This is a genomic window from Streptomyces scopuliridis (assembly GCF_042790125.1).
Classification (GTDB): Bacteria; Actinomycetota; Actinomycetes; order Streptomycetales; family Streptomycetaceae; genus Streptomyces; species Streptomyces scopuliridis_A.
On sequence record NZ_JBHTZS010000003.1, the window covers coordinates 455,823 to 481,810 of the forward strand.

Genomic DNA, 25,988 nt, shown 5'->3' on the forward strand with positions numbered 1-25,988 from the left:
CTGTCCGGCGTGTTCCGCCTCTCTCTCACACTCCGCGTCGACCTCGCCCGGCGCCCCCTTCGGTGCCCGTGCGGTGATCTCCCGGCCGGCCGCGGCCCGTAGGTCACCTCCGCTGCCACGTGTCGAGTTCCCGTACCCGCGCGAGCGCGGCCGGCCGCTGCTGTACGGGGAGTACGGAGGCGAGCGTCCGCCATACCGGAAGGTCGTCCTCGCCCCAGGGGCTGTACGCCCAGTCGGCCAGCAGCCCCGGGTCGCCCCGGGCGATCAGCGCGGCCCGCAGCTGGTCCGCGAGCCGTCGGCGCAGCCGTATCACCGTGGGTGCCCGCGAGGCGGGCAGGAGCGGTCCGGCGTACGCGCTCATCGCGGAGGTCACGGCGCCGGAGGCCAGCCGCCGGGTCACCGTGTCGTAGTCCGACTCGACGGGCGCGGCCAGCCGGTAGGGCCGTGAACGCAGCAGCCCGGGGCCGAGCAGCCCGCGCAGCCGGGAGAGTTCCGCGCGCAGCGTGACCGGCGTGACCGACTCGTCCTCGTACAGCTCGACGAGCAGTTCGTCCCCCGCGATGCCCTCGGGGCGGCGCGCGAGCAGCGTCAGGATCTCGCTGTGCCGGGGGCTCAGCCGCAGCTTGCGGCCGGCCGCCACCAGCAGCGCCTCGTCACGTCCCAGCGCCGTCAGCCGTACGGCCCCGGCGTCGGGCGGCGGCGCGAGCAGCGCGAGCTGCGATTCGGCGGCCCGCGCCACCGCGCCCATGAACGCCAGACTGTGCGGATGGGCCAGCGGGTCACCACCCGTGATGTCCACGGCGCCCAGCAGCCGCCCGCTGTACGGATCGTGGACGGGCGCCGCCGCGCAGGTCCACGGGTGCGCTGGCCGCTGGAAGTGCTCGGCCGCGAAGACCTGAACGGGCCGGTCCACGGCGATGGCGGTGCCCGGCGCGTTCGTGCCGGTCACGGCCTCCGACCAGCGGGCCCCCGGCACGAAGTTCATCCGGTCCGCGAGCAGCCGGGTCGCGCGGTGCCCCTCGACCCAGAGCAGTCGGCCGTGCGCGTCGCACACCGCCATCAGATGCTCGCCGTCCATGGCGTAGGCGCCCATCAGCTCACGGAAGAGCGGCATCACGCGGGCCAGCGGATGGGCGTCGCGGTACGCGGCGAGCTCGTCGTCGGACAACTCCACCCGGGCCGTGCCCTCCAAGCTGACCCGAGCGCGCGCGGACCGCCGCCAGGACGCCGCCACCACCGACCGCACCGGGTGCTCGACCCGCCCCGCGGTCGCGTACGACTCGTACGCGCGGCGCAGCGCCCCCCGGCGCTTCACCGGGTCGGCGCCCGCTTCCAGAGCCACCCAGGTGTCGGTCAACGCGGCCTCCCCGGTCGGACGTCACCGGACGTGACCATCGTCGCCCCGGCGGCCCGGCCGGGCAAGCGTCCCGCCGGGCAACCGTCCTGCCGGGCAGCCAGCCGCGCCGTACGGACCGCCTCATGCCTCCATGAGCGCGTCCACCGTGTGGGCGTCCTCGGCGAGAGCGTCCGCCAGGGCCGCCGCGGGATCGGGGCCGCCCGGACCGGCCGGAGCCCACCGGCCCCGCTCCTTGCGGTACGGCCACCAGCGCCCGTCGCGGCCGTACCGCAGCTGCGCCGACGCCTCGGCCACGGTCCAGCGCCCGCCGCCGCCCGCCCGCAGTCGCGGCCGGTCCCCGTCCTCCCAGGCCGCGTCGAGCACCGCCGTGGCCCGTGCGAGGGCCTCGGGCTCCGGGGTCCAGGCGTCCTCCAGTACGGCGAGGGCCGCCGCGCCGCCGTACCGCCAGGCACGTATCGCGAGGTCCAGCTCCACCGGCCGCCGGCCGGAGCCCGCGGCGAGCCGCGCGACCAGCCGCCGGTCGGACGTCGTCGCGGCCAGCCGTACCGCGTCCTGCGCAGGCGTCAACTCCGGCTCCCCCGGCTGCTGTTCATGGCCGGGCTGAAGTGCTTCCGACAGCAGCCGCAGCGCCCGCGCCGCCGCGTCGGCGGCGAGGAACTCCAGGGCGTCCGCCTCGACCCCGGCCGGCGGCGCGACCTCTGTGTCCAGGGCCGGGGGCTGTCCCGGCTCCGGCGGCAGCGGCGGGGGAGCGGGCAGCGGAGGCAGCAGGTCGCGTGCCGCGAAGGCGGCCACGGCCGGTACGCCCACCTCCTCGTCGCCCCCGGCGCCGTCGTCGCGCGTACCGTCCCCGGGCTCCTCCTTCGTACGGGCGGCGCGCGCGACGCTGCGCACCTGAAGCTCGTCCAGCAGCCGGCGCTCGCTCCTGCCCCGCATCAGCAGCAGGACGAACGGATCCTGGTCCAGCAGCCTGGCCATCTGGTAGCAGAGCGCGGCGGAGTGCGGGCAGTGGTCCCAGGCGTCGCAGTCGCACTCCGGCTCCAGATCGCCTATACCGGGGAGGAGTTCGACCCCGGCGCCCGCGGCGTCCTCCACCAGATGCGGCGGCATCTCGCGGTCGAGCAGCGCCGCGATATGGCCCGCGCGGTCGACGGCCATGTCCAGGAAGCGGTCCCACTCCTCCTCGCTCAGCTGCTGCAACAGCACATCGCTGCGCTGGGCGGTGCCGTCCCGGTCCTGGACGACCGCCGTGATCCGTCCCGGCCGTACGGACACCGCGCCGACGGCGCCCTCGCGGGCGTGCCTGCGCCCCCGCTTCAGCTGCTCGCCGTCGAGCGCGGTGTCCTCCAGGGCCTTCAGCCACGCCTGGCCCCACCAGGTCCGCGCGAAGGCCCGGCCCCCGGCGGGCGCCAGGGCGGCGAAGGTGCGCTCGTCGCCGTCCGGCGAACCGCCCACGGAGCTGTCCATCGGGCCCTCCACCGCGCTGTCCATCGCGTCGTCCATCGCGCCGTCCTCGGAACCGCCGTCGTACATACCGCTCATCGGGCGCTCCCTCGCAGCTCCACCAGATCCGCCAGCTCGGCGTCGGTCAGTTCGGTCAGTGCCGCCTCGCCGGAGCCCAGTACGGCGTCGGCCAGCCCCTGTTTACGCGCCAGCATCCCGGCGATCCGGTCCTCGATCGTGCCCTCGGTGATCATCCGGTGCACCTGTACGGGCCGGAGCTGCCCGATGCGGTAGGCGCGGTCCGTCGCCTGCGCCTCGACGGCGGGATTCCACCAGCGGTCGAAGTGCACGACATGCTCGGCGCGGGTCAGATTGAGCCCGGTGCCCGCCGCCTTCAGCGACAGCAGGAAGACCGGCACCTCACCGTCCTGGAAGCGGTCCACCATCGCCTCGCGCTCGGCGATCGGCGTACCGCCGTGCAGCAACTGGGCCGGCACACCGCGCTCCGCCAGATGCCGCTCCAGCAGCCGCGCCATCTGAACGTACTGGGTGAAGACCAGCACGCTCGCGTCCTCCGCGAGGATCGTGTCGAGCAGTTCGTCCAGCAGCTCCAGCTTCCCGGAGCGGCCGGTGAGACGGGGCCGCTCCTCCTTCAGATACTGCGCCGGGTGATTGCAGATCTGCTTGAGCGCGGTGAGCAGTGTGACGACGAGCCCGCGGCGTTCCATGCCGTCCGCCTCCGCGATCGCGGCGAGGGTCTCCCGTACCACCGCTTCGTACAGCCCTGCCTGTTCCCTGGTGAGAGAGACCGCGCGGTCGGTCTCGGTCTTGGGCGGCAGCTCGGGCGCGATGCCCGGGTCGGACTTCCGGCGGCGCAGGAGGAACGGGCGGACCAGCGCGGCGAGGCGTTCGGCCGCCGCCGGGTCGTTGCCGCTCTCGACGGACTCCGCGTAGCGGGTACGGAACGTGCCGAGGCGGCCGAGGAGCCCGGGGGTCGTCCAGTCGAGGATCGCCCACAGCTCGGAGAGGTTGTTCTCCACGGGGGTGCCGGAGAGGGCGACCCGCGCCCTGGCACCGATGGTGCGCAGCTGCCGGGCGGTCGCGGAGTACGGGTTCTTGACGTGCTGCGCCTCGTCGGCCACGACCATGCCCCAGTCCGTCCCGCCGAGTCTCGCCGCGTCCAGCCGCATGGTGCCGTAGGTGGTGAGGACGAACTCGCCGTCCACCAGGCCCTCCAGGCTGCGCGAGGCGCCGTGGAAGCGGCGCACCGGCGTGCCGGGGCCGAACCGTTCGATCTCCCGCTGCCAGTTGCCCATCAGGGACGCCGGGCAGACGACCAGGGTCGGGCCGGCCGCCGACCGTTCGGCCTGCCGGTGCAGATGGAGCGCGATCAGCGTGATCGTCTTGCCGAGCCCCATGTCGTCGGCGAGACAGCCGCCGAGTCCCAGCGAGGTCATGCGGTGCAGCCAGTTGAGCCCGCGGAGCTGGTAGTCGCGGAGCGTCGCGGCGAGCGCGGCCGGCTGCGCGATCTCCTGTTCCACGCGTTCCGGATCGGCGAGCCGGTCGCGCAGGGTGGCGAGCCAGCCCGTCGCCCGTACCTCGACCCGGCTGCCCTCGACCTCGGTGGAGCCGGTCAGTACGGCTTCGAGCGCGTCGACCGGAGTGAGCTTGCGGTCCTGGCTCTCGCGGGCGCGGCGGACCTCCGCCGGGTCGATCAGGACCCACTGGTCACGGAGCCGGACGACGGGACGGCTCGCCTCGGCGAGTTGGTCGAGTTCGGCGCGGGAGAGCCGCTGATCGCCCAGCGCGAAGTGCCAGTTGAAGGAGAGGAGGGCATCGGCCGACAGGAAGGCGGGCAGATCCGTCGCCTGTCGTGGCGATCCATCGGTTGCGGCTGTGCCGGACCCGGTCTCTTCGTCCGCCGGGCCGATGACGGCGCGGGCCGTCAGCGTGCGCGCCAGCTCTCTGGGCCAGTGCACCTGGACGCCGGTCGCGGCGAGCGCCCCGGCCGCCTCGCCCAGCAGTTCGGTGACCTCCTCGTCCGCCAGCTCGATGGCGTCCGGCACGGCGGCCGAGAGCAGCGGGGTGAGGGGCGGCCAGGCGCGGGCCGCGCGGCGCAGCGCGAGCAGGGCGTCCATCCGGGCGCGCGGGCCGAAGGCCGCCGCCGAACCCGACCACACGTCGGTGGCGTCGGAGACCACCGAGGGGTCGCTGACGCTGTGCATCTGGAGGACGGCGCGGAAGACGGAACCGGGCGTGCCCGACGCGCCGGCCAGGCCCGGCAGCTCGACGCGCAGCGAGAGCCGTACCCCCGCGTCATGCCCCGCCGCCACATCCGTGGCCCAGTCACGCAGTTCGGGAAAGCGCCGGGGCGCGGTGGCGGCGAAGGCGGGTCCCGCCGCGACGAGCGTGGCGGCCGGTGTGCGCGGCAGCCCGTCGACGACCGCGTCGAGGAAATCCCTCAACAGCCTCTCGGGCCGGGGGAGAAGGACCGTATCCGTCCGGTCGGCGGCCGGGTCCGCCGCGGCGCCGAGCGGTACGGCGTGCGCGCTGGGCGGCATGGAGGCGGCCAGCGCGCGGATCCGCTCCAGATCCTCGGCGGCCAGCGGTCCGGCCCGCCACGCGTCGTGATCCGTACCGGTCAGGCCGGGCAACAGCAGTCCACGGGCGGCGAGTTGCAGAGCCAGGAGCGCCGCCGTACCCCAGAAGGCCGCCGACGGCGACGCGTTCGCCGAGGCGCGCGCCCTGGTCAGCGCGGGGAGAGCGGTGCCTACGGGCGTCAACAGCGCCCTGACCATGAGAAGGTTGCCCTCGGTGTCGACGACGGCCAGTTCCTCCAGGGAGCCCGGCGCGGACGGCGGCTCCGCGCCGTCGGGCTGCCAGAACGCGATCCGTCCGGTGCGAGCCGGATCCGCGGGGAGAAAGACGGTGGAACAGGGGGCGAGTTCGGCGGTCCGGGAGAGCGTTGCCGCGGGGAGCCTGTGCACAGCGAAGACGCATTCCTCAAGTTTGACTAATGCGAGTCGGAGCCGCCGAGGGTACCTCACCGCGAAGCCACGCGGGGACGGCGCCGCGGTGACCTGACTCACTCCCACGACACCCCCGGGTGTAGCCAGCACCACCTCCACACCCCGGACAGCACCCACTGTTTCCGGGTGGTGGCCTCATGGCTGCCCGGTATCACGCACCCCTACGTTTCAGGAGGGCCGGCGCAGTCCGCGCGGCCCTCTCTCCTCGCCCACCTCGGCCTACAGACCGGAGACCGACATGCCCCAAGCCGCCGCCATCCCCGTCGCGGAGCCCATACCCGACCCCGCAGTCGGCCGCGCCGGCGGCAGCGACTTCGCCCCCCTCCTGCGTACGGTCAGGGAGCAGGGTCTCCTGGAACGCCGGGGCGCCTGGTACGCCCGGGGCATCACCGTCAACTTCCTCTTCCTGGCCGCGATCGTCGCCGGAATGGTGCTCCTCGGCCCCTCCTGGTGGACGCTGCTCCTCGCGCCGCCGCTGGCCGTCGTATCGGCGCGCATGGCGTTCGTCGGCCATGACGCGGGACATGCCCAGATCACCTCCGACCGGGGCAGGGGCCGCTTCATCCAGCTCGTCCACGCCAATCTGATGCTCGGTATGAGCCAGGAGTGGTGGAACGACAAGCACAACCGGCATCACGCCAACCCCAACCACATCGACAAGGACCCGGATGTCGCCGCGGACATCCTCGTCTTCACCCAGCACCAGACCGCGGGCCGCACCGGACTGCGCCGCTGGCTCACCCGGTACCAGGCCTGGCTGTTCTTCCCGCTGACCACGCTGGAGGGCATCGCCCTCAAGGTGTACGGCTTCCAGGCCGTCTTCTCCCGCGGCGACGACCGGATGCCCGCCCGCCGGCGGGTGACCGAGGGAGCGCTGCTCGCCGCCCATGTCGTGGCGTACGTGACCCTGTTGCTGACCACGATGACCGTCGGCCAGGCCCTTGTCTTCGCGCTGATCAACCAGATGCTCCTCGGTCTCCATCTGGGCATGGCCTTCGCGCCCAACCACAAGGGCATGGAGATGCCCGACCCGGAGAACAGCGAGGGCTGGGGCCATCTCCGCCGTCAGGTCCTGACCTCGCGGAACGTCCGCGGCGGACTTCTGACCGACTGGTTCCTCGGCGGTCTGAACTATCAGATCGAGCACCATCTCTTCCCCAGCATGCCGCGCCCCCATCTGCGGCTCGCCCAGCCGGTGGTGCGCGCCCACTGCCGCTCGCTGGGGCTCCCGTACACGGAGACCGGACTGATCGAGTCGTACCGCCAGGCACTCGGCCATATGCATGAGGTCGGCGAACCGCTGCGCGCGGGCGCATAGTGGAACTGGCGGACGCCCGTATGCGTTCACTGGGCAGGAAGCGGCCTGGCCGCGAAGGAGGCGTCGAGATGTCGACACGTACGAAGATCGCCATCGGGGGAGTGGCCGTTGGCCTTCTTCTGATCCCGCTGATCGGTTTCTGGTTCTCGCTGCTGGTGGTGCTCGGCGTGCCCGCGGCCGCGTATCTGATGCTGGACCCGTCGCAGCGCCGCAGGCTGCGGAGGATCAGCCGTAAGGAGCTCGGCCGCTGACCCGGCCGGACTGAATGACCGCGTGCGGGGTCCTGGACCGGACGGTTCGGGGCTCCGCACAGGCATGCCGATCCGGGGGCACGTGGGGTCCCGCGCCGTGGGGTCCCCGTGCCGTGTGGTGTCAGGCCGGGCGTACGGCCATGCCGTCCAGCGCCTTGAGCAGGTCCGGCAGCTCGGCGCCCCGGCCGACCGGCAGCACTTCCCCCGGCTCCTCGTCCAGCAGGACGAACGCCATGTCGTCGGTCCTGGCGACGAAGGACCAGCCGGGGCCGTCGGCGCGCAGCGTCCGTGCCTCGCCCGGGGCGAAGCCGGACCGGACCCGGCCGAGCGGCGGTGGCGTCTCCAGATAGCCGCGCAGCTCCTTGAGCACGCGTCGCACCCCCTCGTGGGCGGGCGCCGGTGCGCTGTCGCCGTACGCGGCCCGCGGTTCCCTGCCGTCGAGCTGTTCCCGCCAGGCGGTCCACTGGAGGGCGATGCCGTCCGCGCCGAGACGGCGCTGAGCCGGGCCCCAGGTCTCCGTGTCGGGCGGCGCGAGAGGTGGCCGGAGGCCGTCCTCCCCGGCGCCGGGTTCCGGTTCCGGGTCGTGCGGAGCGGGTACGCCGGACGCCGCGACCGCGAGGGCGACCGGCCAGCCGGGCAGCGCGCAGACCACGGTCTGTTCGCCCGGCGACAGGTCGTGCTCCATGCCGCAGTCCCAGGCCGCGATCGCGACGGCGACCAGGGACACGTCGTCCACCACCACCGTCCAGCGGGCGCCGTCGCCGTCCTGCCCCATGACCAGCCCGTATCCCCGGTCGTACGCATCGAGACCGAGGGCGGCACACGCTTCCGGGTAGTCGTCGCCGAGTACGGCGGGGAACCGCGCCGGTGTGAGCAGCGCGGCGGTCAGCACATACAGTGCGTCGTCGTCCACGGAGTCTTCCGTTCCGGTCACCGCGCCTCCCGAACCCATCGGTTGTCGGCGCACCCTAGCCAGTGGGTAACCCGGACGTCGAGAGCGCGGTACGACCAGGCTTTTCCGGCCCCGGCCCCGGCCGTGGCACTGGACCCGGCCCCGGCCGGAGCGCTGGCCCTGGACCCGGCCCTGGTCTCGCTATCGGTATCGGTCCGGGCCGGTGGTCAGGCGGCCGGCAGGCCGAGCAGGCCACGGGCCACGGTCTGCGGCGACTCGTCCCGCTCGCGCGCCAGCGCGATGACCGCCCGGCAGGCGAGTTCGCTGACACCGAAGGAGAGGGCCTCCGGTGAGACCCAGCCCGCCGCCTCGTCGATCCGCTGCTGATCGTCCTCCGCGCACGCCGACACATAGGTGGCGGCGGCCTCGAATATGTTGTGCGGCCGGGCCGGGGGCCGCTTCGCGGCCGGGACCGCGGCACGGTCCGACACGAGGATCCTGCGCAGTCTGCTGAACACGGGGTCCACCTTCCCTGCTGCCTTGCCTGGTGCGGGCCGTACGATCGCCCGGGCCGCCCTTCCAACGTACGGTCTTCCCACGTACGGTCGGCGGGACCCCGGCAGCAGAGGCCCTTCGCCGGCAGGTGCTTTTCCCGCAGGTCTTTCCGGGCCCGGAACGCGTGGCTCAGCCGTGGCGTACCGCCAGGGCCAGAAAGCGGGAGTCCTCGTCGGTGTACGACTCCAGCCGCCAGCCCGAACCGGCCAGCAGCGGACGGAGATTGGGCTCCGCGCGCAGATCCTCGTCCGTGATCCGCCGGCCCTGCCGGGCCGCCAGCGCCGCCCGGCCGAGGGGATGGAACAGCGCCAGCCGGCCCCCCGGCCGTACGACCCGGGCCAACTCCCGCAGATTCTCGTCGGGTCGCGGGAGATGGGCGATCAGCCCCGCGCCGAACACCGCGTCGAGCACCGCCGACCCCACCGGCAGCCGGCTCACATCGGCGAGCAGCAGCTGCCCGGCGGCGTGTCGGCCCGCCCGTACGGCCGCGTCGAGCATCTCCGGGGTCAGATCGACACCCAGGACCGTGCCCCGTACACCCACCGCGTCCCGCAGGGGCGGCAGGGCGCGGCCCGTCCCGCACCCCGCGTCCAGTACGGCGTCACCGGGGCGCAGCCCGAGGTCGGCGACGGCGGCGGCGTAGGCCGGACCGTCGTCCGGGAAGCGCACGTCCCAGCCCGCCGCCCGGGAGCCGAAGAATTCCTGCACATGTGCGTGGTCATGGGCCATGGGGAAATGATCCCCGGCGAGGCCGTCGTACAGCCACGTGGGCCCGCCCCACTTCCCGTCGGCTGATCCCGGGGGTAACTTGTCCCAGAGGTTCCGGAGGTTCCGGACATCCGGGATATCCCGGATGTTCCGGAGTCTTGGAGGCCCCAGGAGGCTTCTCGCGGATATTTTTCCGAGAAATCTTCACCGGTCCCCGTCGAGGATGTCGAAAACACGGCGCGTGCTTCTACCTGTCAGTGAGAGAGAGCGCCGAGAAGGGCGCGACAGTGAGGAGACCGTCATGAAGTACATGCTGCTGATGCAGTTCAGTGAGCAGACCGCTGACTTCCCGCCGATCACGGAGTGGACCCAGGACGAGGTCAGGGCTCATATCGCTTTCATGCATGACACGAACACCAAGCTCTCCGAGGCGGGCGAGCTGGTCACGGCGGAGGGACTGGCCGGTCCCGATCAGGCCAGGATCGTACGGGCGGGCGGTGACGGCTCCGCTGTCGTCACGGAAGGGCCCTTCCCCGAGACCAAGGAATTCCTGGCCGGTTACTGGATCGTGGACTGCGACAGCGCGGAGCGGGCGGTGGAGCTGGCCGCGTATGTGTCGACAGCGCCAGGACCCGGCGGAAAGCCGCTGAACATGCCGATCGAGGTGCGCCAGGTGATGGCGGGACCGCCGGAGGAGATGTGAGCGCTGACTGATACGACCCCCCGCCCGGTGGAGCCCGAGCCCGGTCCGGCGACGGATCCGGGAACCGGCGGGGAGCCGACGGCCGAGGACCTGCTGCGCACGCTGGCGCCGCAGGTCGTCGGCGTGCTCACCCGCCGGTTCGGGGACTTCGACGCGGCCGAGGACGCGGTGCAGGAAGCCCTGCTGGCGGCGGCGACGCAGTGGCCCGACGAGGGCGTGCCCCGCAATCCGCGCGGCTGGCTGATCCAGGTCGCGAGCCGCCGGATGACGGAGCGGGTACGGGGCGAGCAGGCGCGCCGACGCCGCGAGGACCTGGCGGCGAGACAGCTGCCCGGGGACCGGCGGACGGCGCCTGCCGCGGACAGTGACGACCCGGTGGACCGGGACGACTCGCTGGTCCTGCTGTTCCTGTGCTGCCATCCCGCGCTGTCGCCCACAGCCGCGATCGCACTGACCCTGCGCTGCGTCGGCGGCCTGACCACGAGCCAGATCGCCCGTGCCTTCATGGTGCCCGAGACGACGATGGGGCAGCGGATCAGCCGGGCGAAGCAGCGGATCAAGACGTCCGGGATCCCTTTCCGGATGCCCGGGGGCGGGGAGCGGGCCGGCCGGCTCGACGCCGTACTGCATGTCCTCTATCTGATCTTCAATGAGGGATACGCCACCAGCGAGGGCCCCGATCTGCAACGTGCCGAGCTGTCCCGGGAAGCGATCCGGCTGACCAGGGCGGCCCATGAACTGCTCCCTGATGACAGCGAGGTGGCCGGTCTGCTGGCGCTGATGCTGCTCACCCATGCCAGAAGCGCGGCACGCACCGGCCCGGCCGGTGAGCTGATCCCGCTGGCGGAGCAGGACCGGAGGCTCTGGGACGCGCGGGCCATCGAGGAGGGCACCACGCTCCTCACGGCCACCCTGCCCAAGGGGCCCCTCGGCCCGTATCAGGTCCAGGCGGCGGTCGCCGCCGTCCATGACGAGGCGGCGACGGTCGAGGACACCGACTGGCCGCAGATCCTCGCCCTGTACGGAGTGCTGGAGCAGCTGTCCGCCAATCCGGTCGTATCGCTGAACCGGGCGGTGGCCGTCGCGATGGTGCGCGGCGCCGACGCAGGGCTCGGCATCCTCAAGGCCCTTGACACGGACGGCCGGCTGGCGGGCAATCACCGGCTGTATGTGGCGCGGGCCCATCTCCTCGAAATGGCCGGCGACCGGCAAGGCGCGCTGGACAACTACCGGGAGGCGGCGCACCGTACGACCAGCCTCCCGGAACGGCACTACCTCACGCTGCGCGCCGCCCGCGTCGCCGCTCCGGAGTGAGGGGCGCCTCCTTGGGGGCCCGGGGCGCGGACCGTGTCCGGGATCAGCCGGCCGGTGCGTCCTCGCCCCCGCTGTCGCGGTCGCCCTCGGCGGCGGCCCGAATCCGTTTGCGCTCCCGCGAGGCGCGCAGATTGGCCGCGTTGCCGCAGATGCGTACGTCGTGCCAGACACCGCTGTTGTTGCGCGACGTGTCGTAGAAGGCCGACGCGCACGCGCTGTTGCGGCAGATCTTGAGACGGGGCCAGGTCCCGGCGCGCTGGGCCAGCAGTGTCTCCGACCAGAGAGCCGACTCCAACCAGCCGCGCCCCCGGCCGACCGGGAGCAGCCGCACCTGCCCCGCCTCGTCGGGGGCGAGCCGCACCGCCACGCCGCGACCGGACACGGGGCGGGGCGCCGCGCCGGGATCCTTGCCCGAAGCAGGGGCCGTGGTGGTGAGCAGCCGCTCGAAGGATTCCCGCAGACCGCGCAGGGCCCGCGGGTCGGACGGGGACAGCGCGCAGTCGGGGGCGTCGAGGCCGTGGATACGGGCCCACTCCCCGGCGGCGCCGGTCAGCCACTGCTCGGCGGTCTCGCGCTCGGCCAGCAGATCGGGCGCGTACTCCCTGATCGCGCGGGTGTTGATCAACTCCTGCACCAGAGCGAGTCCGGCAGGCGCCTGGCGGACCCGATATCGCTCACTGGCTACCCATGACATAACCGAATCGTACTTGACTATGTCGTGGCGGGCGAGCACGCTACAGACAGAGGCTATTGGATTACGCCTCTGTCTATTTCGTGAGGAGAGAGCGACATGACCACCGTCAGTGGAGCAACCGCCCTGGTTACCGGAGGACAGCGCGGCCTGGGCCGGGCCTTCGTGCGGGAGCTGCTGGAGGCGGGGGCCGCCAAGGTCTACGCCACCGCCCGTACGCCCGTCGCCGAGAGCGACCCGCGGATCGTTCCCCTGCCGCTGGAGGTGACCGACGGGGACTCGGTCGCCGAACTGGCGCGCGCGGCCGGCGATGTCTCCATCGTCATCAACAACGCGGGGATCTCCGGCGGCGGTCCGCTCACCGACGTCGGCATCGAGGAGGTCAGGGCTCTCTTCGAGGCCAATGTGTTCGGTGCGCTGCGCGTTGCCCAGGCGTTCGCCCCGGTGCTGGCGGCCCGTGGTGGCGGCGCGCTGGTCGATATTCACTCGGCGCTGTCCTGGGCCGCCGGGGCCGGTGTCTACGGTGCGACAAAGGCGGCTCTGTGGTCGCTCACCAACTCGCTCCGGCTGGAACTGGCGCCCCAGGGGACACAGGTGGTGGGTGTCCATCTCGGGTACACGGACACCGACATGATCCGCAGGCTGGACGTCGCCAAGAACGATCCGCGGGATGTGGCCCGCGAGGTCGTCGCCGCGCTGGAGAAGGGCGAGAGCGAGGTTCTCGCCGATGAGGTCAGCCGTGCCTTCAAGGCCGCGCTGTCCGGACCTGTCGAGGGGTTGAGCATGCGGCCGGCGGCCTGACGCTGATCGCGGCGCGGGCTGGGCGATGAGGCGCAGGCGGGCGGGCTTGGTTGCGTGCGTGGGGAGGAGCGTGCGGCAGGGGCGGGGCGTTCGGCACGGAGCCGGGCCGAACGCCCCGCTCGTACGTCAGTCCGCGATGTCCGCGTACGCCAGCACCTTGTCGATCTTCACCCGTACCACCAATTCCCCCGGCACCCCGTTGCGCTCCCCGAACTCCTCCGCCCGCTCCTCCCCCATGTACCGCGCGGCGACCCGGGTCGCCCACACGCGCAGCTGATCCGGCTCCTCGTGGATCTCGGCCCGACCGTTGATCACCACGAAGGAGAACGGGGGACGTTCGTCGTCGACGCACAGCGCGATCCGGCCGTCGCGCAGCAGATTGCGGCCCTTCACGGTGTCCTTGCCGGTGTTGAAGACGAGATCGTCGCCGTCCAGTACGAACCAGACGGGCGCGATGTGCGGGCTCCCGTCGGCCCGTACGGTGGACAGCTTGCCGGTGCGCGTACCTTCCGAGACGAAGGCGTGCCACTGCTCCTTGCTCATGTTTGTCGCCATGTCGTCATTTTCCGCCGCAGGCGCGGCCGGCGCGACGCGACGCCCCGGGGACCGCTTGCCCGGGAGCGGCCGGTGCGGAAGGCTACGAGCGTTGCGGGACCTTGGGGAACACCTGAACGGGGAGGAACGACAATGCCGTTGGAAAAGGGACTCGACTGGTTGCTCGACGACCTGACCGAACGGGTCGAGCACATCAAGCACGCGCTGGTGCTGTCCAACGACGGCCTGGTGACAGGGGCGAGCAGCGGGCTGGCGCGCGAGGACGCGGAGCATCTCGCGGCGGTCTCCTCCGGCCTGCACAGCCTCGCGCGGGGATCGGGGCGGCATTTCCGGGCCGGCCAGGCCCGGCAGACGATGGTCGAGTTCGACGAGGCGCTGCTGTTCGTCACCGCCGCCGGTGATGGCAGCTGCCTGTGCGTACTGACGGCGGCCGAGGCCGATGTCGGCCAGGTCGCCTATGAGATGACGCTGCTCGTCAACCGGGTCGGTGAGCACCTGGGTGTCGCGGCGCGGCAGCCGGGAGGCACCAGTCTGAGCGGTCTGTGAGGGCTCTGGCGGGGAGTTGTCCACAGGTTCGGCGAGGAATGCCGCTGTCGCGCTACGGTCGTCACCGAGAGTAGTTACGCCTCACGGGGGAGGACCACCAATGTCCGTCAGCGATGCTCAGTCACCGGCCCGGAACCACGATGCCGGTGAGACGAACACGACCGCCCCGGCCGCGACGGCCGGAGCGGTGGAGACCGCGGGGAAGGGGCACCGGGCCGTCGGCGCCGACCGGGCCGCGCGGGAACTGGAGCTGCGGCGAGGCGAGTTCGAGCTCGCCGCGCGGCTCGGCCACATCCGCACCATCACCACCGCCGGCGCGACGACCGCCGGTTCGACCGCCGGGACGACCCAGGGCCGACGGCAGGTCACCCGGCAGGAGATCGACCGGCTGCGGGCGGCGGAGGGATTCCCGGACACCCTGCGCGAGCGGGTGCGGACCGTGGGCACGGCCGAGGGGGCGGCGCTGATGCCCGTCAGTCCGGGGCGCTTCACGCAGCTGGCCCGGTCGGGGTTCCTCGTGCCGGTGCGGTTCTACCTGAACCGCTATCGCGCGGTCGTATGGCTGTATCTGGCCGACGAGCTACGGTCCTTCGCCGCGAGGGAGCCGGCGCTGCTCACCGGACGGTTTCCTCGGCCGCTGCGGGCCGGCTTGGAGGCGGGGGAGGACTGGCGTCCGCGCAACTGGCGGGGCCGGCGTATCGGCCAGTTGCTGCGTGAGAGCGGGGACCCCTGGGAACGGGCGGCCATCGCGGGCTGTGTGCTCGACCCGGTCCAGCTGGCCGAGCTGGTGGCCGATCCGTACGAACGCGCCTGTCTGGAGCGGCTGCGGCCGGATCTCGGCCATGGCCGGCCCGAGTCGGAGGCGGCGCGGACGGCGGTCCAGCGACTGCTGGTGGCGGATCATCCGGACGAGATCCAGTGGCATCGCGCCAGTCTCGACACCCTGCTGACGGCGGCCCGGCACACCCGCCCCGCTCCGCGCCCCGGCGACTCCCCGCCGCATGCCGGAAGTCCTGCCCGGCGCTACGACGGGACAGGACCGGCAGCCGCACCGGCACCCGGGCCGACAGGACCGGCGCCCGGGCCGGCGGCGGTGGCGCACGAGCCGGCGCGCGCGGGCGGGCACCGGGGACTCCTGACCCGGCTGAGGGTCAGGAGGGAGAGAGCCCACCGCGCCAGGGGGCAGGGGGCGGTGGTCAGGAGGTGACGCGCAGGACGAGCTTGCCGCGGGTCCGTCCCCGCTCGCCCCGGCGGTGTGCCTCGGCCGCTTCCGCCAGCGGAAGGACGTCCTCGACCTCGACCTTGGTGACGCCCTTGTCGATCAGCTCCGCGATCCGGGCCAGGGAAGCGCCGTCGGGCTCCACGAGAAAGGCGCTCGCGCGCACTCCCCGGGCGAGGGCCGCGTCGTGAAGCCCGGGGGAGATACCGGAGGGTACGGCGACGACCACACCGCCGGGCCGCAGGGTCTTGAGCGAGCGGGTGCTCGTCGCGTCGTGCTCGTCCCCGACGAGATCGATCACCACATCGACATCGCGTACGGAGTCCTCGAACCGGACCGAGGTGTAGTCGATGAGTTCATCGGCGCCGAGCGAGCGCAGCCAGTCGTGCTTGGCGGCGCTGGCGGTGCCGATGACATGAGCGCCGAGGTGCTTGGCGAACTGCACCGCGAAGTGGCCCACACCGCCCGCGGCGGCGTGGACGAGGACGCGCTGTCCCGCTTCGACCCGCGCGGCGTCGGCCAGCGACTGCCACGCGGTGAGCGCGGCCAGCGGCACCGCGGCGGCCAGGTCGTGGCCGACCGACACGGGCTTCCGGGCGAACTGCCGTGCGGGCGCGGTCACATACTCGGCGTAGGCGCCGGCCTGCCGGGGGAACCACGGCATGCCGTACACCTCGTCGCCCACCTGAAGGGTGTGGACACCGAAACCGACCTCCGTCACCACGCCGGAGACATCCCAGCCCAGCACGAAAGGAGGTTCCCCCAGCACGCCGGACATCCCGCCGCCCGCGCGGGTCTTCCAGTCGACGGGGTTCACACCCGCCGCGTGGACCCGGACCTGTACCTCGGTCGGCAGTGGTTCCGGCCGGGCCAGCTCGGTGAGCCGTAGTACCTCGGGTCCGCCGAAGGCGTCCTGGGTGATCGCGCGCATCGTTCTCGCGTTGCTGCTCATCACGGTTCTCCTGTGGTGCGTGCCGGGCGTCTGCGCTCCCGGCGGCTGCTGTCCGACGTCCGCAAGCTATCCCTGGGGTATTGGTTTCCCGCAAGGGTGATTACTATCCCCAGGGAAGTATCCAGCTCAGAGCAGTGTGGAGGGACGCGCGATGGCCATCACCTGTACGACGGGCCGACACGCCGAGCATGACGTCTACGCGGCCCAGTGCCCGTGCCGGGACGTGCTCGATCTGCTGGCCAACAAATGGGCCGCGCTGGCGATCGGCGCGCTGGAGGAGGGGCCGCGGCGCTTCGGCGCGCTGCAGCGACGGCTCCAGGGCGTCAGTCCCAAGGTGCTCACGAGCACCCTGCGCCGGCTGGAGGACCACGGCTTTGTCGACCGCACGGTCTATCCGGCCGTTCCGCTCCATGTGGAGTACGCGCTCACCGCACTCGGTGTGAGCGTCGCCGAACCGCTCGGGCAAGTACGGGCCTGGGTGGAGAACCATCTCGACGAGATCAGATCGTCCGGCACGGAGGAGGCCGCCTGTGTCACTGCCGGAGGTGACTCACCACATTGACCACCCGGCCGTTGGGATCGGTGACGAAGAACCGCCGTACCCCCCACGCCTCGTCGCGCAGGGGGTAGACGATCTCGGCGCCGCTCGCGACGACCGCCGCGTACACCGTGTCCACGTCGTCCACCTCGATGCTCAGATCGGGGACGACGGCGACGGACTCGTCGTGCCGCATCAGCGTCAGCTGCGCGCTGGGCTGGGACGGGGAGGCGAGCGTCATGACCCAGCCCAGGTTCATGACTTCCTCCAGTCCGAGGAGCCCGTAGAAGTCCCGGCTCTCCTGCATGGCCTCGGACCGAATGTCGGGTACGACTCTGCGGACGGACATCGGTGGCTCCTGTCGGTGACTGCGGGCGGTTCCGCCTGCCCCATCCTTCCCCCAAGCGGGGCCCGTTGTCCGTCGTCAGGGCCGGGCGTCGCCGGTGACGATCGTGCGTTCCGCGGAGAACTTGCCCCAGTTGCCGTCGGGCAGCTTGGCACGGATCTTCACCCGGTAGGTCTCACCGGCCTTCTTGCTCGCGTAGACGCTGTAGGTGGCCCGGCCCGTGGGAGGCTCGCCGCCCCAGATCAGCGTCGTCGCGAACTTCCCGTCGAGATAGATCTGGTACGAGGGGACCTTGCCGCCGGTCTTCGGCGCCAGCCAGGACAGATCCACATAGTGGGCGCCGTCGGCGGCGTGTGTCGTGGCCCGGAAATCGATGGGCGCGGTGTCGGGATCGTCGCCGGGGCCGCGCGGGGTGGTGATCTCCACGGCCCGGCTGGCGGGCGAGGTGTTGTCGGCCGCGTCCCGCGCGGCGACGGTGAAGCTGTAGCGGGTCCCCGGCCGCAGCTGGGTGATCCGCGCGCCGGTCGCGTCCCCGTCGACGCTATGGATCTTGGAGCCGCCCTGGTAGATGTCGTACGAGCTGACGCCCTGGTCGGCCGCCGCCGCGGCCCAGTTGAGCCGGGCGCCACGGGCGCCGTCGCTCGTGCCCGTCACTCCGGTCGGCCGGGCCGGGGCCTTCTTGTCCTCGGCGACCGCGGCCGGTGTGGTGACGGCCAGTTCGCCGCTGGGCGGGGAGACGGTGCCCTCGGCGCCCCGCGCCCGGACGCTGAAGGTATAGGCGGTCGACGGCTTGAGTCCGGTGACATCGATCATGGTCTGATCGGCCGGCACATCCTTGATCTTCGTCGTGCCCCGGTAGACCTCATATCCGCTGACTCCGTCCTTGCCGGGGGCCGGCTTCCACATGACATGGACGGAAGTGGCGCTCCCGGCCTGGGCCGTGACGCCGGCCGGGGCCGAAGGCGCCTTCGCGGCCTCGTCGTCGGAGCCGCACGCGCCCAGCGTGAGGATGGCGGCGGACGCGAGGGCGGCAAGGCTGAAGGTCCTTCTCATGGCCGTGTCCTCCACCTGGGGGGCAATGGTCTAGACATATATGACACAGGTGTCGGGTTCACATCAAGGGGCAGGCGGTATCCGATGACGGATCATCACGACTTCCGCGCGCCATGGCCATCGGCCGGACGGCGGCTTCCTCACGGCGCCCGGGTGGCATCGCCTCGGACGAGGGGCCTCGCGGCGGGCGGCGGCGTGGGTGTCAACTCCGTACTCGCGGGACCGGTGCGTACGCCCGGCGCGGAGGAGTCGAGAGAGGGGCTGATCGACTCGATCGTTCCCTGACCGGGACACCTTCCGGTCCCGGTCAGGGAACGATCGAGTGGCGACGCGGGGAGCTGGTCAGACGATCCGGTGGACCAGCTGGTTGGAGAGCTCGTAGCGGGCTCCGACGATGGCCAGCTTGCCCTGGGACACCCTGGCCGCGAGGTCGGGCTCGGCGGCGAGGCGGGCCTGGACCATCTTGACGTTGGCGCTGACAGTGGCGTCGACGCGCGCGTCGCCGTGCTGGGAGTGATCTATCGCGGGCTTGATCTGGTCGGCCAGATACTGGATGTGGGCCGGCAGCCGCTCGCCGGTCTCCTCCGCCTCGACCGCCGCGGCGACGGCGCCGCACGACTGGTGGCCCAGGACCAGGACCAGCGGGATCTCCAGCTCCAGCACGCCGTAGGCGATGCTGCCGAGGACGGCCTCGTCCAGGACCTCACCGGCGGACCGTACGGTCATCAGGTCGCCGAGGCCCTGGTCGAAGGCGAGCTCCGGCGGCACCCGGGAGTCGATGCACCCGAGGACGACGGCGAACGGGTGCTGCCCCGTGACCAGGGTCTGTCGCAGGGTCTCGGTCTCGTGCGGGTGCTGCTGCCGGAAGGTACGCCAGCGCTTGTTGCCCTCGGAGAGCTCGTGAAGTGCCTGGTCGGGAGTTGCCGGGCGGGCGCTGCTCGGCCGGGTGACGGCCGCGCCCGCGGAGGACGCGGTAAGGGTCACTCCCGCCGTGGCGGCGGTTCCCGCGATGGCCGCGCGAAGCAGCGTCCGGCGGGGCGTTCCCGTGGCCATGGGGGGTCTCTGTGCGTGTCTGGTCAATATCACGGCCGGAGACTATCCGTGACAGCCTTGGCCAACGATTTCACTTGGTGATTTGTTGACCCGCTCTTGAGCCAACTGTGGCTCAAACAGCACGGGTTCAGTGGGCGCTCGGTGTCCGTTCCGCCGCAGTTCAGCCGTCACGCCCGACCGGCGAGGCCGCCCGTCTGTGGTTGCATGGTTCGGTGAATCGACAGACGATGCCTACGGCCGATGACATCCCCATGTGTGATGTCCGGCGTCGCGGCAGGGATGATCTCGACGCGTGCGTGCGGGTCCTGACCGAGGTGCACAAGGCCGACGGATACCCGGTGAACTGGCCGGAGCACCCCACGGGCTGGCTGGCCCATCCCGCCCAACTGGATGCCTGGGTAGCAGAGTTGGACGGCCGGATCGTCGGTCATCTCGCCCTCGGTCCGGCGGGCGAGGGCGATGTGGCCCCCGCGCTCTGGAGCAGCCGCGCCGGCACCACCATCCGCGAAACCGCCGTGGTGAGCCGCCTGTTCGTCGCCCCCTCCGCGCGCGGTCACGGGATCGGCGCCCTGCTCATGGCCCAGGCCGCACGGGAAGCGAGACACCGTGGTCTGCACCCCGTCCTGGACGTGGTGTCCACCGACGCCGCCGCGGCGGCACTTTACGAACGCATGGGCTGGAGCTTGCTCGCGGTCGTCGATCAGCGCTGGAGCCCGGATCAGACGGTCACCGTCCGCTGCTACGCCGCCCCCGCCTGATCCAGCCGCCGCAGTGCCGCTTCGAGTTGCGGGGCCACATGGCGCCAGGCCCAGGCCCGTTCGTCGGCCCCGTGACCACGCGGTACCCCTTCCGTCAGCATGATCAGATAGAGATAGCCGCGGTAGAGCGCCATCCGCAGCCGGGCCGACGCCCCGAACCGCGCCCGGCCGCCCGCCGCCTCGTACCCGGCGAGGAAGTCGGCGTCGTCCTCGATCTCACCGAGCAGGGCCAGTGAAACGAAGTCCGCGAGCGGATCGCCCCAGAACATCCGCTCGCCGTCGATGATTGCGCTGACGCTACGGGCTCCGGGCGCGCCGTCGAGCAGGATGTTTCCCTGCCACAGATCGAAGTGGACCGCGACGGGGACCGTCACCTCGTCGAGGACCTCCGACGCCCCGGTCATCAGGCCATGGATCGCGTCGGGCGTCCGCGGCAGCCGTGCCCCGTAGCGGACGGCGTCCTCCAGCAGTCGCTCCACCATGACCGTGAACGCCTCACGCCAGCTGCCCGCGAGCGGGCCGAACGGCCGTGCCGGATAGCCGAAGCCCGGGCCCGTCACCGTATGGGTCCGGGCCACCAGCCCGCCCAACTCGCGGCGCAGCCACGCGCGTTCCTCCGGGGCGAGCGTCCCGTCCAGCTCCTGCCACGGCGTACCCGGACAGGCCGACATGATCAGAAACGCCCCGGTCGCGGCGCCCGGATCGGTCTCGTACCGCACCACGTCCGGCACCGGTACGCCCCCGGCCGCGCCCACCGCCGCATAGAACTCGACCTCGCCGCGCAGCAGATCACGCTCGTACCCGAGGCCCGGGAGTGACACGGACGGGGGAATTTTCACGACCCACCGACGGCCGTCACGCAGCGAGACCAGGAAGAGCGCGTTGTACGTACCGCCCGACAGCGGCTCGCACGACACCACGTCCTGGGGCGGTATCCCGGCCACGCGGACCGCCGTACGCGCGGCCCCGGCCGCCGCCGAGGACACGGACACGGACTCGGACCCGGCCGCCATGCGCTCAGTGCCCCAGGCGGCGCGTCGAACTGCGCACCACCAGTTCCGGCTGGAGGACGACGGAGCGATGCGTGTGACGCTCCGCGTCCGGGCCCGTCTCGTCCATCAGCATCTCCGCCGCCGCGCGCCCCATCGCGTCGGCGGGCTGCCGGACGGACGTGAGCGGTACGACGGCCGCCGCCGCGAACTCGATGTCGTCGTAGCCGACGATCGACACATCGCCCGGCACGTCCACCCCGGCGCCGTACATCGCCTGCAACACGCCCAGCGCGAGCAGGTCATTGGCGCAGAACACCGCGGTCGGGCGCTCCGCGAGCCCCAGCAGCCGGGCCCCGGCGTCGATTCCGGACGCCACGTCGAGCCGCGCCGACTCCACCTGCCGCAGGGCCTCTTCGGGCAGACCCGCCTCGCGCAGCGCCGTCAGCGCCCCGGTCCGGCGATCCCGGCACTGGGGGAGCGACATCGGGCCGCTGATATAGGTGACAGAGCGGTGCCCGGCGGCCAGCAGATGCCGGATGGCGAGCGCGCCACCGGCCACATCGTCCACCGATACGGAGCACCCCTCGGTGGCGGGCACCGCCCGGTCGACATGAACGAACGGAATGCCCCGGCGTGCGAAGTCCCTTACGTTGACCCCGGTCGTGTCGGCCGGGGTGAGCAGCACCCCGCGCACCCGCTGCTCGGCGAAGAGCGCCAGATACTCCGCCTCCTCGGCCGGGCTGCCCGCGCTGTTGCAGAGCATCACCCCGAGCCCCGCCTCACGCGCGGCCCGCTCGGCGCCCTTGGCGACGGCGACGAAGAAGGGGTTGGCCATGTCGAGCACCAGGATGGCCAGAATGCGGCTGGTACCGACCCTGAGCTGGCGGGCCGTCTCGCTCCGTACGAAACCGAGCTGGTCTATCACCGCCCGCACCCGCACCCGGGTCTGCTCCGAGACCTTCTCGGGCCGGTTGAGCACATTCGAGACGGTGCCGACCGAGACCCCCGCCAGCCGGGCCACGTCCTTGATACCGACCGTCTGTGCCACGCGTCCTGCCCGTTCTGTCACATCTCGTTGGTTCCCCTGACCGAGTGGACCATCCTAACGGGGGACATGGCCCCGCCCGGATATATCACCCACAGGTATGTCACCACAGGAATGTCCTCCGGAGGGCAGGCGTGTCCCCGGCGGCAGGTCACCGCCGCGCTCCCGCGCCGGCGAGCAGCGCGGCGGCCCGGTCCCAGTCCGCCCGGTCCCCGGCCGGCTCGTACCGGCGCGGCTCCAGCGTCGCGCGGAGCAGGGCGCGCAACTCCGCGAGACCACCCCGGACGACGCCCGCGGCGCGCGCCTGGACGAGTACGTTGCCGAGCGCGGAGGCCTCGGCGGGACCCGCGACGACGGGCAGCCCGCAGGCGTCCGCGGTGAGCCGGCACAGCAGTTCGTTGTGGGCGCCGCCGCCGACGACATGCACGGTGTCCACGGCGCGGCCCGACAGCCGCTGGGCATCCTCGATCGCCCGGCGATGCGCCAGCGCCAGGGAATCGAGGACACAGCGGGTGATCTCGGCCGGAGTCTCCGGCGCCGGTCCCCCGACGCGACGGCAGGCGTCCCGGATACGGTCCGGCATGCCCCCGGGCGCGAGAAACGCCGGATCGTCGGCGTCCACGAACGACCGCAGCCCCGGCACCCCGGCGGCCTCCCGCAGCAGCCGGTCGAGCCGCTGAGGTGTCCCCTCGGCCTCCCAGGTGCGCAGACACTCCTGAAGCAGCCACAGGCCCATGATGTTGCGCAGATAGCGGACCGTGCCGTCGACGCCCAGCTCGTTCGTGAAGTTGGCGCTCCTGCTCTCCTCGGTGAGCACCGGGGCGTCCAGCTCCAGCCCCGCCAAGGACCAGGTGCCGGTGGCGACATAGGCGAACCGGTCCCCGGAGGCGGGCACCGCGGCGACCGCCGAGGCGGTGTCATGGGAGCCGACGGCCGTCACCGGCACCGGGCCGGTCAGCCCGGTCCCGGCGAGCACCTCCGGGAGCAGCCGTCCCGCCGGATCGCCCGGACCGCGCAGCGGCGCGAAGAGCGTCAGATCGATGCCGAGCGCGTCGGCGACGGGCCGTGACCACTCCCGGGTCCGGGGGTCGATGAGCTGGGTGGTGGAGGCGTTGGTGAGTTCGGTTCCCGCCTCGCCGGTGAGCCAGTACGCGATCAGATCGGGGATCAGCAGCAGCCGGCGCGCGGCGCCGAGCGCGGGACTGCCCTGCGCGGCGGTGAGCTGGTACAGCGTGTTGAACGGCAGGTACTGGAGGCCCGTGGCCCCGTACAGCGCGGACGGTGACAGCACCGCGCCGACCTTCGCCGCCTCGCCCTCCGTACGGGTGTCCCGGTAGTGCACCGGATTGCCGAGCAGCGCGCCGGTGGCGTCCAGCAGTCCGTAGTCGACGGCCCAGGTGTCGATCCCGACGCTCGCCGGCGCGCGCCCCGCCGCCGCGCCGGCCGCCCGCAGCCCGTCCAGCACGCCTCCGTACAGCGACAGGATGTCCCAGTGCAGCGTGCCGGCGGTCCGCACCGGCCGGTTGGGGAAGCGGTGGACCTCCTCCAGACGCAGCGTGCCGGAGCCCCGGCCGGAGACATGCCCGACCATGACACGGCCGCTGGACGCGCCGAGGTCGACTGCGGCGAAGGGAAGCGGTTCGGTGGATGGCACGGCTGACCTCGTCGGAACTCGTCGAACAGCGGGGGGAGACAGCGGGGGACAACGGTTGGAGCGAGGGCGACGGACACGCTGGGCCGGGCCGGTGGACCGGCCCGGCCCCACGCGTCCGCCAGGACATCAGCGCAGGAACGCCGCCGCGACCCCCGCGTCCACCGGGACATGCAGCCCCGTCGTATGGCTCAGCTCGCCGCCCGTGAGGGCGAACACCGCGTTGGCCACGTGCTCGGGCAGCACCTCCCGCTTGAGGATCGTCCGCTGCGCGTAGAACTCGCCGAGCTTCTCCTCCTCCACGCCGTACACCGCCGCGCGCTCCGCGCCCCAGCCACCCGCGAAGATCCCGGAGCCGCGCACCACCCCGTCGGGGTTGACGCCGTTGACGCGGATCCCGAGACCGCCCAACTCGGCGGCGAGCAGCCGCACCTGATGGGCCTGGTCGGCCTTGGTCGCGGAGTAGGCGATGTTGTTCGGGCCCGCGAACACCGCGTTCTTGGAGGCGATATAGACGAGGTCACCGCCGAAGCCCTGAGCGGTCATCACCCGGGCGGCCTCGCGCGAGACCAGGAACGAGCCGCGCGCCATGATGGAGTGCTGGAGGTCCCAGTCCCGGGCCGTGGTCTCCAGCAGCGGCCTGGAGATCGAGATCCCCGCGTTGTTGACGACGAGATCCACTCCGCCGAAGGCGAGCGCCGCCGCGTCGAACGCGGCCTTGATCTGCTCCTCGTCGGTCACGTCCACGCTCACCGCGACGGCCTTGTCCGCGCTGCCCAGTTCGGCCGCGACGGCGGTCGCGCCCTCGGTGTTGAGATCGGCGACCACCACACACGCGCCCTCGGCGACCAGCCGGTGCGCGATGGCCCGGCCGATCCCGGAGCCCGCACCCGTCACCAGCGCCACCCGGGAGGCCAGCGCCTTCGGGGCCGGCATCCGGCGCAGTTTGGCCTCCTCCAGCTCCCAGTACTCGATCCGGAACTTCTCGGACTCCTCGATCGGCGCGTACGAGGAGACGGACTCGGCGCCGCGCATCACATTGATCGCGTTGAGATAGAACTCCCCGGCGACCCGGGCGGTCTGCTTGTCCTTGCCGAACGAGAACATGCCCACGCCCGGCACCAGCACGATCGCCGGGTCCGCGCCGCGCATCGGCGGCGAGTCCGACGACGCGTGCCGCTCGTAGTACGCCCGGTACTCCTCGCGGTACGCGGTGTGCAGCTCCGCGAGCCGCTCCCGTACCCGCTCCAGCGGCGCGCCGGCCGGCAGATCGAGGACCAGCGGGCGGACCTTGGTGCGCAGGAAGTGGTCCGGGCAGGAGGTGCCCAGGGCCGCCAGCCGTGGGTGCTCCGCGCGGGAGAGGAAGTCGAGGACCGGTTCCGTGTCCGTGTAGTGGCCGACCTGGGGCCGGTCGGTGGAGGCGAGACCGCGGATCAGCGGGGCGAGCGCCGCCGCCCTGGCCCGCCGCTCGGTCTCCGGCAGCGCCTCGTACCCCTGCTGGACGGGTCCGAACGGCTCTGGCACGCCCCGCTCGGCGAGAAACGTCTCGGCGGTACGGATGATGCGCAGGGAGTTGCGTTCGCACTCCTCGGAGGTGGCGCCCCAGGCGGTGATGCCATGGCCGCCCAGCACACAGCCGATCGCCCGCGGATGGGCCTCCTTGACCGCGGCGATGTCCAGGCCCAGCTGGAAGCCGGGGCGGCGCCAGGGCACCCAGACCACGGTGTCGCCGAAACACTCGGCCGTCAGCTTCTCGCCGTCGGCCGCACAGGCCAGGGCGATCCCCGAGTCCGGGTGGAGATGGTCCACATGCGGGGCGTCGACCAGCCCGTGCATGGCGGTGTCGATGGACGGGGCCGCACCGCCCTTGCCGTGCAGGCAGTAGTCGAACGCGGCGACCATCTCGTCCTCGCGCGCCACCCCTGGGTAGACCCCGGTCAGCGCGCGCAGCCGGTCGACCCGCAGCGCGGCCAGTCCGCCGGCGGTGAGCGTGCCCAGGTCGCCGCCGGACCCCTTGACCCACATCAGTTCGACCTCGTCACCGGACACCGGATCGGTGGCGGATCCCTTGGCCGAGGTGTTGCCGCCGGCGTAGTTGGTGTTGCGCGGATCGGCGCCGAGCCGGTGCGAACGGTCGAGCAACTGGGCTGCCACAGGATGGATATGGGGCTGGTCGGTCATGATGTCCCTCTGTGAGGTGCGGTCTTCGCAAGGGCGGGGG

Annotated in this window: 26 protein-coding genes; 10 read left to right on the forward strand and 16 right to left on the reverse strand. The window is 72.3% G+C overall.

Features of this window, described 5'->3' with window-relative positions; all coding sequences use genetic code 11:
* Positions 1-103: 103 nt before the first annotated feature.
* From ACFRKB_RS06445 to ACFRKB_RS06455, 3 genes are all read right to left on the reverse strand, one after another.
* Positions 104-1,357 (reverse strand): GAF domain-containing protein, encoded by a 1,254-nt coding sequence (locus tag ACFRKB_RS06445; protein ID WP_383103790.1) that lies wholly within the window; start codon positions 1,355-1,357, stop codon positions 104-106.
* A gap of 120 nt (positions 1,358-1,477) precedes the next feature.
* The gene (locus ACFRKB_RS06450) at positions 1,478-2,887 is read right to left on the reverse strand and encodes an SWF or SNF family helicase (RefSeq protein ID WP_383103906.1); all 1,410 of its coding nucleotides are present in this window, start codon (positions 2,885-2,887) and stop codon (positions 1,478-1,480) included.
* A gap of 5 nt (positions 2,888-2,892) precedes the next feature.
* Positions 2,893-5,784 (reverse strand): DEAD/DEAH box helicase, encoded by a 2,892-nt coding sequence (locus ACFRKB_RS06455; RefSeq protein WP_383103792.1) that lies wholly within the window; start codon positions 5,782-5,784, stop codon positions 2,893-2,895.
* A 280-nt stretch (positions 5,785-6,064) separates the two neighbouring features.
* Here ACFRKB_RS06455 and ACFRKB_RS06460 point away from each other — a divergent pair, with 280 nt between their 5' ends.
* Both ACFRKB_RS06460 and ACFRKB_RS06465 read left to right on the forward strand, forming a co-directional pair.
* Positions 6,065-7,144 carry a fatty acid desaturase family protein gene (locus ACFRKB_RS06460; RefSeq protein ID WP_383103794.1) on the forward strand — a complete coding sequence of 360 codons (1,080 nt, stop codon included), beginning with the start codon at positions 6,065-6,067 and terminating at the stop codon, positions 7,142-7,144.
* Positions 7,145-7,212: 68 nt separating this feature from the next.
* Positions 7,213-7,395 carry a hypothetical protein gene (locus ACFRKB_RS06465; RefSeq protein WP_129766350.1) on the forward strand — a complete coding sequence of 61 codons (183 nt, stop codon included), beginning with the start codon at positions 7,213-7,215 and terminating at the stop codon, positions 7,393-7,395.
* A gap of 121 nt (positions 7,396-7,516) precedes the next feature.
* Here ACFRKB_RS06465 and ACFRKB_RS06470 read toward each other — a convergent pair whose 3' ends face one another.
* From ACFRKB_RS06470 to ACFRKB_RS06480, 3 genes are all read right to left on the reverse strand, one after another.
* The gene (locus tag ACFRKB_RS06470; RefSeq protein WP_383103795.1) at positions 7,517-8,329 is read right to left on the reverse strand and encodes a hypothetical protein; all 813 of its coding nucleotides are present in this window, start codon (positions 8,327-8,329) and stop codon (positions 7,517-7,519) included.
* A gap of 185 nt (positions 8,330-8,514) precedes the next feature.
* Positions 8,515-8,805, reverse strand: a complete 291-nt coding sequence (locus ACFRKB_RS06475) for a hypothetical protein (protein ID WP_376579361.1) — start codon at positions 8,803-8,805, stop codon at positions 8,515-8,517.
* Positions 8,806-8,971: 166 nt separating this feature from the next.
* Entirely contained in the window at positions 8,972-9,571 is a 600-nt protein-coding gene (locus ACFRKB_RS06480; RefSeq protein ID WP_383103797.1) for a class I SAM-dependent methyltransferase, read from the reverse strand.
* Positions 9,572-9,851: 280 nt separating this feature from the next.
* On the opposite strand from ACFRKB_RS06480, the gene ACFRKB_RS06485 reads away from it, so the two are divergent.
* Positions 9,852-10,253 carry a YciI family protein gene (locus ACFRKB_RS06485; RefSeq protein WP_383103799.1) on the forward strand — a complete coding sequence of 134 codons (402 nt, stop codon included), beginning with the start codon at positions 9,852-9,854 and terminating at the stop codon, positions 10,251-10,253.
* A gap of 27 nt (positions 10,254-10,280) precedes the next feature.
* Positions 10,281-11,567: an RNA polymerase sigma factor gene (locus ACFRKB_RS06490; RefSeq protein ID WP_383103800.1), complete on the forward strand. Its 1,287-nt coding sequence runs from the start codon at positions 10,281-10,283 to the stop codon at positions 11,565-11,567.
* A 43-nt stretch (positions 11,568-11,610) separates the two neighbouring features.
* Here the strand turns inward: ACFRKB_RS06490 and ACFRKB_RS06495 are convergent, their stop codons facing one another.
* A complete protein-coding gene (locus ACFRKB_RS06495; protein ID WP_383103802.1) occupies positions 11,611-12,261 on the reverse strand; it encodes a CGNR zinc finger domain-containing protein in 651 nt (216 codons plus the stop codon).
* Positions 12,262-12,357: 96 nt separating this feature from the next.
* Between ACFRKB_RS06495 and ACFRKB_RS06500 the strand changes: the two genes are divergently transcribed.
* Positions 12,358-13,059 (forward strand): SDR family oxidoreductase, encoded by a 702-nt coding sequence (locus ACFRKB_RS06500; protein WP_383103804.1) that lies wholly within the window; start codon positions 12,358-12,360, stop codon positions 13,057-13,059.
* A gap of 126 nt (positions 13,060-13,185) precedes the next feature.
* Here ACFRKB_RS06500 and ACFRKB_RS06505 read toward each other — a convergent pair whose 3' ends face one another.
* The gene (locus tag ACFRKB_RS06505; protein ID WP_383103805.1) at positions 13,186-13,614 is read right to left on the reverse strand and encodes a PPOX class F420-dependent oxidoreductase; all 429 of its coding nucleotides are present in this window, start codon (positions 13,612-13,614) and stop codon (positions 13,186-13,188) included.
* Positions 13,615-13,746: 132 nt separating this feature from the next.
* Here ACFRKB_RS06505 and ACFRKB_RS06510 point away from each other — a divergent pair, with 132 nt between their 5' ends.
* A complete protein-coding gene (locus ACFRKB_RS06510; RefSeq protein ID WP_129766342.1) occupies positions 13,747-14,160 on the forward strand; it encodes a roadblock/LC7 domain-containing protein in 414 nt (137 codons plus the stop codon).
* A gap of 100 nt (positions 14,161-14,260) precedes the next feature.
* Entirely contained in the window at positions 14,261-15,367 is a 1,107-nt protein-coding gene (locus ACFRKB_RS06515) for a DUF6397 family protein (RefSeq protein ID WP_383103807.1), read from the forward strand.
* On the opposite strand, the gene ACFRKB_RS06520 is transcribed toward ACFRKB_RS06515, so the two are convergent.
* Positions 15,357-16,331 (reverse strand): NADP-dependent oxidoreductase, encoded by a 975-nt coding sequence (locus tag ACFRKB_RS06520; RefSeq protein WP_383103809.1) that lies wholly within the window; start codon positions 16,329-16,331, stop codon positions 15,357-15,359. The genes ACFRKB_RS06515 and ACFRKB_RS06520 overlap by 11 nt on opposite strands.
* Before the next feature lie 151 nt (positions 16,332-16,482).
* Here ACFRKB_RS06520 and ACFRKB_RS06525 point away from each other — a divergent pair, with 151 nt between their 5' ends.
* Positions 16,483-16,893, forward strand: coding sequence for a winged helix-turn-helix transcriptional regulator (locus ACFRKB_RS06525; RefSeq protein ID WP_383103811.1), 411 nt, complete (start codon positions 16,483-16,485; stop codon positions 16,891-16,893).
* Here ACFRKB_RS06525 and ACFRKB_RS06530 read toward each other — a convergent pair.
* Positions 16,865-17,218 (reverse strand): VOC family protein, encoded by a 354-nt coding sequence (locus tag ACFRKB_RS06530; protein WP_365975005.1) that lies wholly within the window; start codon positions 17,216-17,218, stop codon positions 16,865-16,867. The two genes, ACFRKB_RS06525 and ACFRKB_RS06530, sit on opposite strands and share 29 nt — an antisense overlap.
* A 75-nt stretch (positions 17,219-17,293) precedes the next feature.
* A complete protein-coding gene (locus ACFRKB_RS06535; RefSeq protein WP_383103813.1) occupies positions 17,294-18,268 on the reverse strand; it encodes a fibronectin type III domain-containing protein in 975 nt (324 codons plus the stop codon).
* Positions 18,269-18,421: 153 nt separating this feature from the next.
* On the opposite strand from ACFRKB_RS06535, the gene ACFRKB_RS06540 reads away from it, so the two are divergent.
* On the forward strand, positions 18,422-18,553 hold the full coding sequence (locus tag ACFRKB_RS06540) for a hypothetical protein (protein ID WP_383103814.1): 132 nt from the start codon (positions 18,422-18,424) through the stop codon (positions 18,551-18,553).
* Positions 18,554-18,610: 57 nt separating this feature from the next.
* On the opposite strand, the gene ACFRKB_RS06545 is transcribed toward ACFRKB_RS06540, so the two are convergent.
* Entirely contained in the window at positions 18,611-19,321 is a 711-nt protein-coding gene (locus ACFRKB_RS06545; RefSeq protein ID WP_383103816.1) for a carbonic anhydrase, read from the reverse strand.
* A 227-nt stretch (positions 19,322-19,548) separates the two neighbouring features.
* Here ACFRKB_RS06545 and ACFRKB_RS06550 point away from each other — a divergent pair, with 227 nt between their 5' ends.
* The gene (locus tag ACFRKB_RS06550; protein ID WP_383103817.1) at positions 19,549-20,079 is read left to right on the forward strand and encodes a GNAT family N-acetyltransferase; all 531 of its coding nucleotides are present in this window, start codon (positions 19,549-19,551) and stop codon (positions 20,077-20,079) included.
* On the opposite strand, the gene ACFRKB_RS06555 is transcribed toward ACFRKB_RS06550, so the two are convergent.
* The 4 genes from ACFRKB_RS06555 to ACFRKB_RS06570 all read right to left on the reverse strand — a co-directional run bounded on the left by ACFRKB_RS06555 (position 20,061) and on the right by ACFRKB_RS06570 (position 25,948).
* The gene (locus ACFRKB_RS06555) at positions 20,061-21,092 is read right to left on the reverse strand and encodes a phosphotransferase family protein (protein ID WP_383103819.1); all 1,032 of its coding nucleotides are present in this window, start codon (positions 21,090-21,092) and stop codon (positions 20,061-20,063) included. The genes ACFRKB_RS06550 and ACFRKB_RS06555 overlap by 19 nt on opposite strands.
* Positions 21,093-21,096: 4 nt before the next feature.
* Entirely contained in the window at positions 21,097-22,119 is a 1,023-nt protein-coding gene (locus ACFRKB_RS06560) for a LacI family DNA-binding transcriptional regulator (RefSeq protein ID WP_383103821.1), read from the reverse strand.
* Between the two features lie 148 nt (positions 22,120-22,267).
* The gene (locus tag ACFRKB_RS06565; protein ID WP_383103823.1) at positions 22,268-23,770 is read right to left on the reverse strand and encodes a rhamnulokinase; all 1,503 of its coding nucleotides are present in this window, start codon (positions 23,768-23,770) and stop codon (positions 22,268-22,270) included.
* A 126-nt stretch (positions 23,771-23,896) separates the two neighbouring features.
* Positions 23,897-25,948: a bifunctional aldolase/short-chain dehydrogenase gene (locus ACFRKB_RS06570; protein WP_383103825.1), complete on the reverse strand. Its 2,052-nt coding sequence runs from the start codon at positions 25,946-25,948 to the stop codon at positions 23,897-23,899.
* Positions 25,949-25,988 lie beyond the last annotated feature (40 nt).

Excerpts from the sequence above, each read along its gene's own strand:
- ACFRKB_RS06450 (WP_383103906.1), bottom strand. The coding sequence starts at position 2,887 with ATGTACGACGGCGGTTCCGAGGACGGCGCGATGGACGACGCGATGGAC.
- ACFRKB_RS06460 (WP_383103794.1), top strand. The coding sequence starts at position 6,065 with ATGCCCCAAGCCGCCGCCATCCCCGTCGCGGAGCCCATACCCGACCCC.
- ACFRKB_RS06465 (WP_129766350.1), top strand. The coding sequence starts at position 7,213 with ATGTCGACACGTACGAAGATCGCCATCGGGGGAGTGGCCGTTGGCCTT.
- ACFRKB_RS06480 (WP_383103797.1), bottom strand. The coding sequence starts at position 9,571 with ATGGCCCATGACCACGCACATGTGCAGGAATTCTTCGGCTCCCGGGCG.
- ACFRKB_RS06485 (WP_383103799.1), top strand. The coding sequence starts at position 9,852 with ATGAAGTACATGCTGCTGATGCAGTTCAGTGAGCAGACCGCTGACTTC.
- ACFRKB_RS06495 (WP_383103802.1), bottom strand. The coding sequence starts at position 12,261 with ATGTCATGGGTAGCCAGTGAGCGATATCGGGTCCGCCAGGCGCCTGCC.
- ACFRKB_RS06500 (WP_383103804.1), top strand. The coding sequence starts at position 12,358 with ATGACCACCGTCAGTGGAGCAACCGCCCTGGTTACCGGAGGACAGCGC.
- ACFRKB_RS06505 (WP_383103805.1), bottom strand. The coding sequence starts at position 13,614 with ATGGCGACAAACATGAGCAAGGAGCAGTGGCACGCCTTCGTCTCGGAA.
- ACFRKB_RS06510 (WP_129766342.1), top strand. The coding sequence starts at position 13,747 with ATGCCGTTGGAAAAGGGACTCGACTGGTTGCTCGACGACCTGACCGAA.
- ACFRKB_RS06515 (WP_383103807.1), top strand. The coding sequence starts at position 14,261 with ATGTCCGTCAGCGATGCTCAGTCACCGGCCCGGAACCACGATGCCGGT.
- ACFRKB_RS06520 (WP_383103809.1), bottom strand. The coding sequence starts at position 16,331 with ATGAGCAGCAACGCGAGAACGATGCGCGCGATCACCCAGGACGCCTTC.
- ACFRKB_RS06525 (WP_383103811.1), top strand. The coding sequence starts at position 16,483 with ATGGCCATCACCTGTACGACGGGCCGACACGCCGAGCATGACGTCTAC.
- ACFRKB_RS06530 (WP_365975005.1), bottom strand. The coding sequence starts at position 17,218 with ATGTCCGTCCGCAGAGTCGTACCCGACATTCGGTCCGAGGCCATGCAG.
- ACFRKB_RS06535 (WP_383103813.1), bottom strand. The coding sequence starts at position 18,268 with ATGAGAAGGACCTTCAGCCTTGCCGCCCTCGCGTCCGCCGCCATCCTC.
- ACFRKB_RS06545 (WP_383103816.1), bottom strand. The coding sequence starts at position 19,321 with ATGGCCACGGGAACGCCCCGCCGGACGCTGCTTCGCGCGGCCATCGCG.
- ACFRKB_RS06550 (WP_383103817.1), top strand. The coding sequence starts at position 19,549 with ATGCCTACGGCCGATGACATCCCCATGTGTGATGTCCGGCGTCGCGGC.
- ACFRKB_RS06555 (WP_383103819.1), bottom strand. The coding sequence starts at position 21,092 with ATGGCGGCCGGGTCCGAGTCCGTGTCCGTGTCCTCGGCGGCGGCCGGG.
- ACFRKB_RS06570 (WP_383103825.1), bottom strand. The coding sequence starts at position 25,948 with ATGACCGACCAGCCCCATATCCATCCTGTGGCAGCCCAGTTGCTCGAC.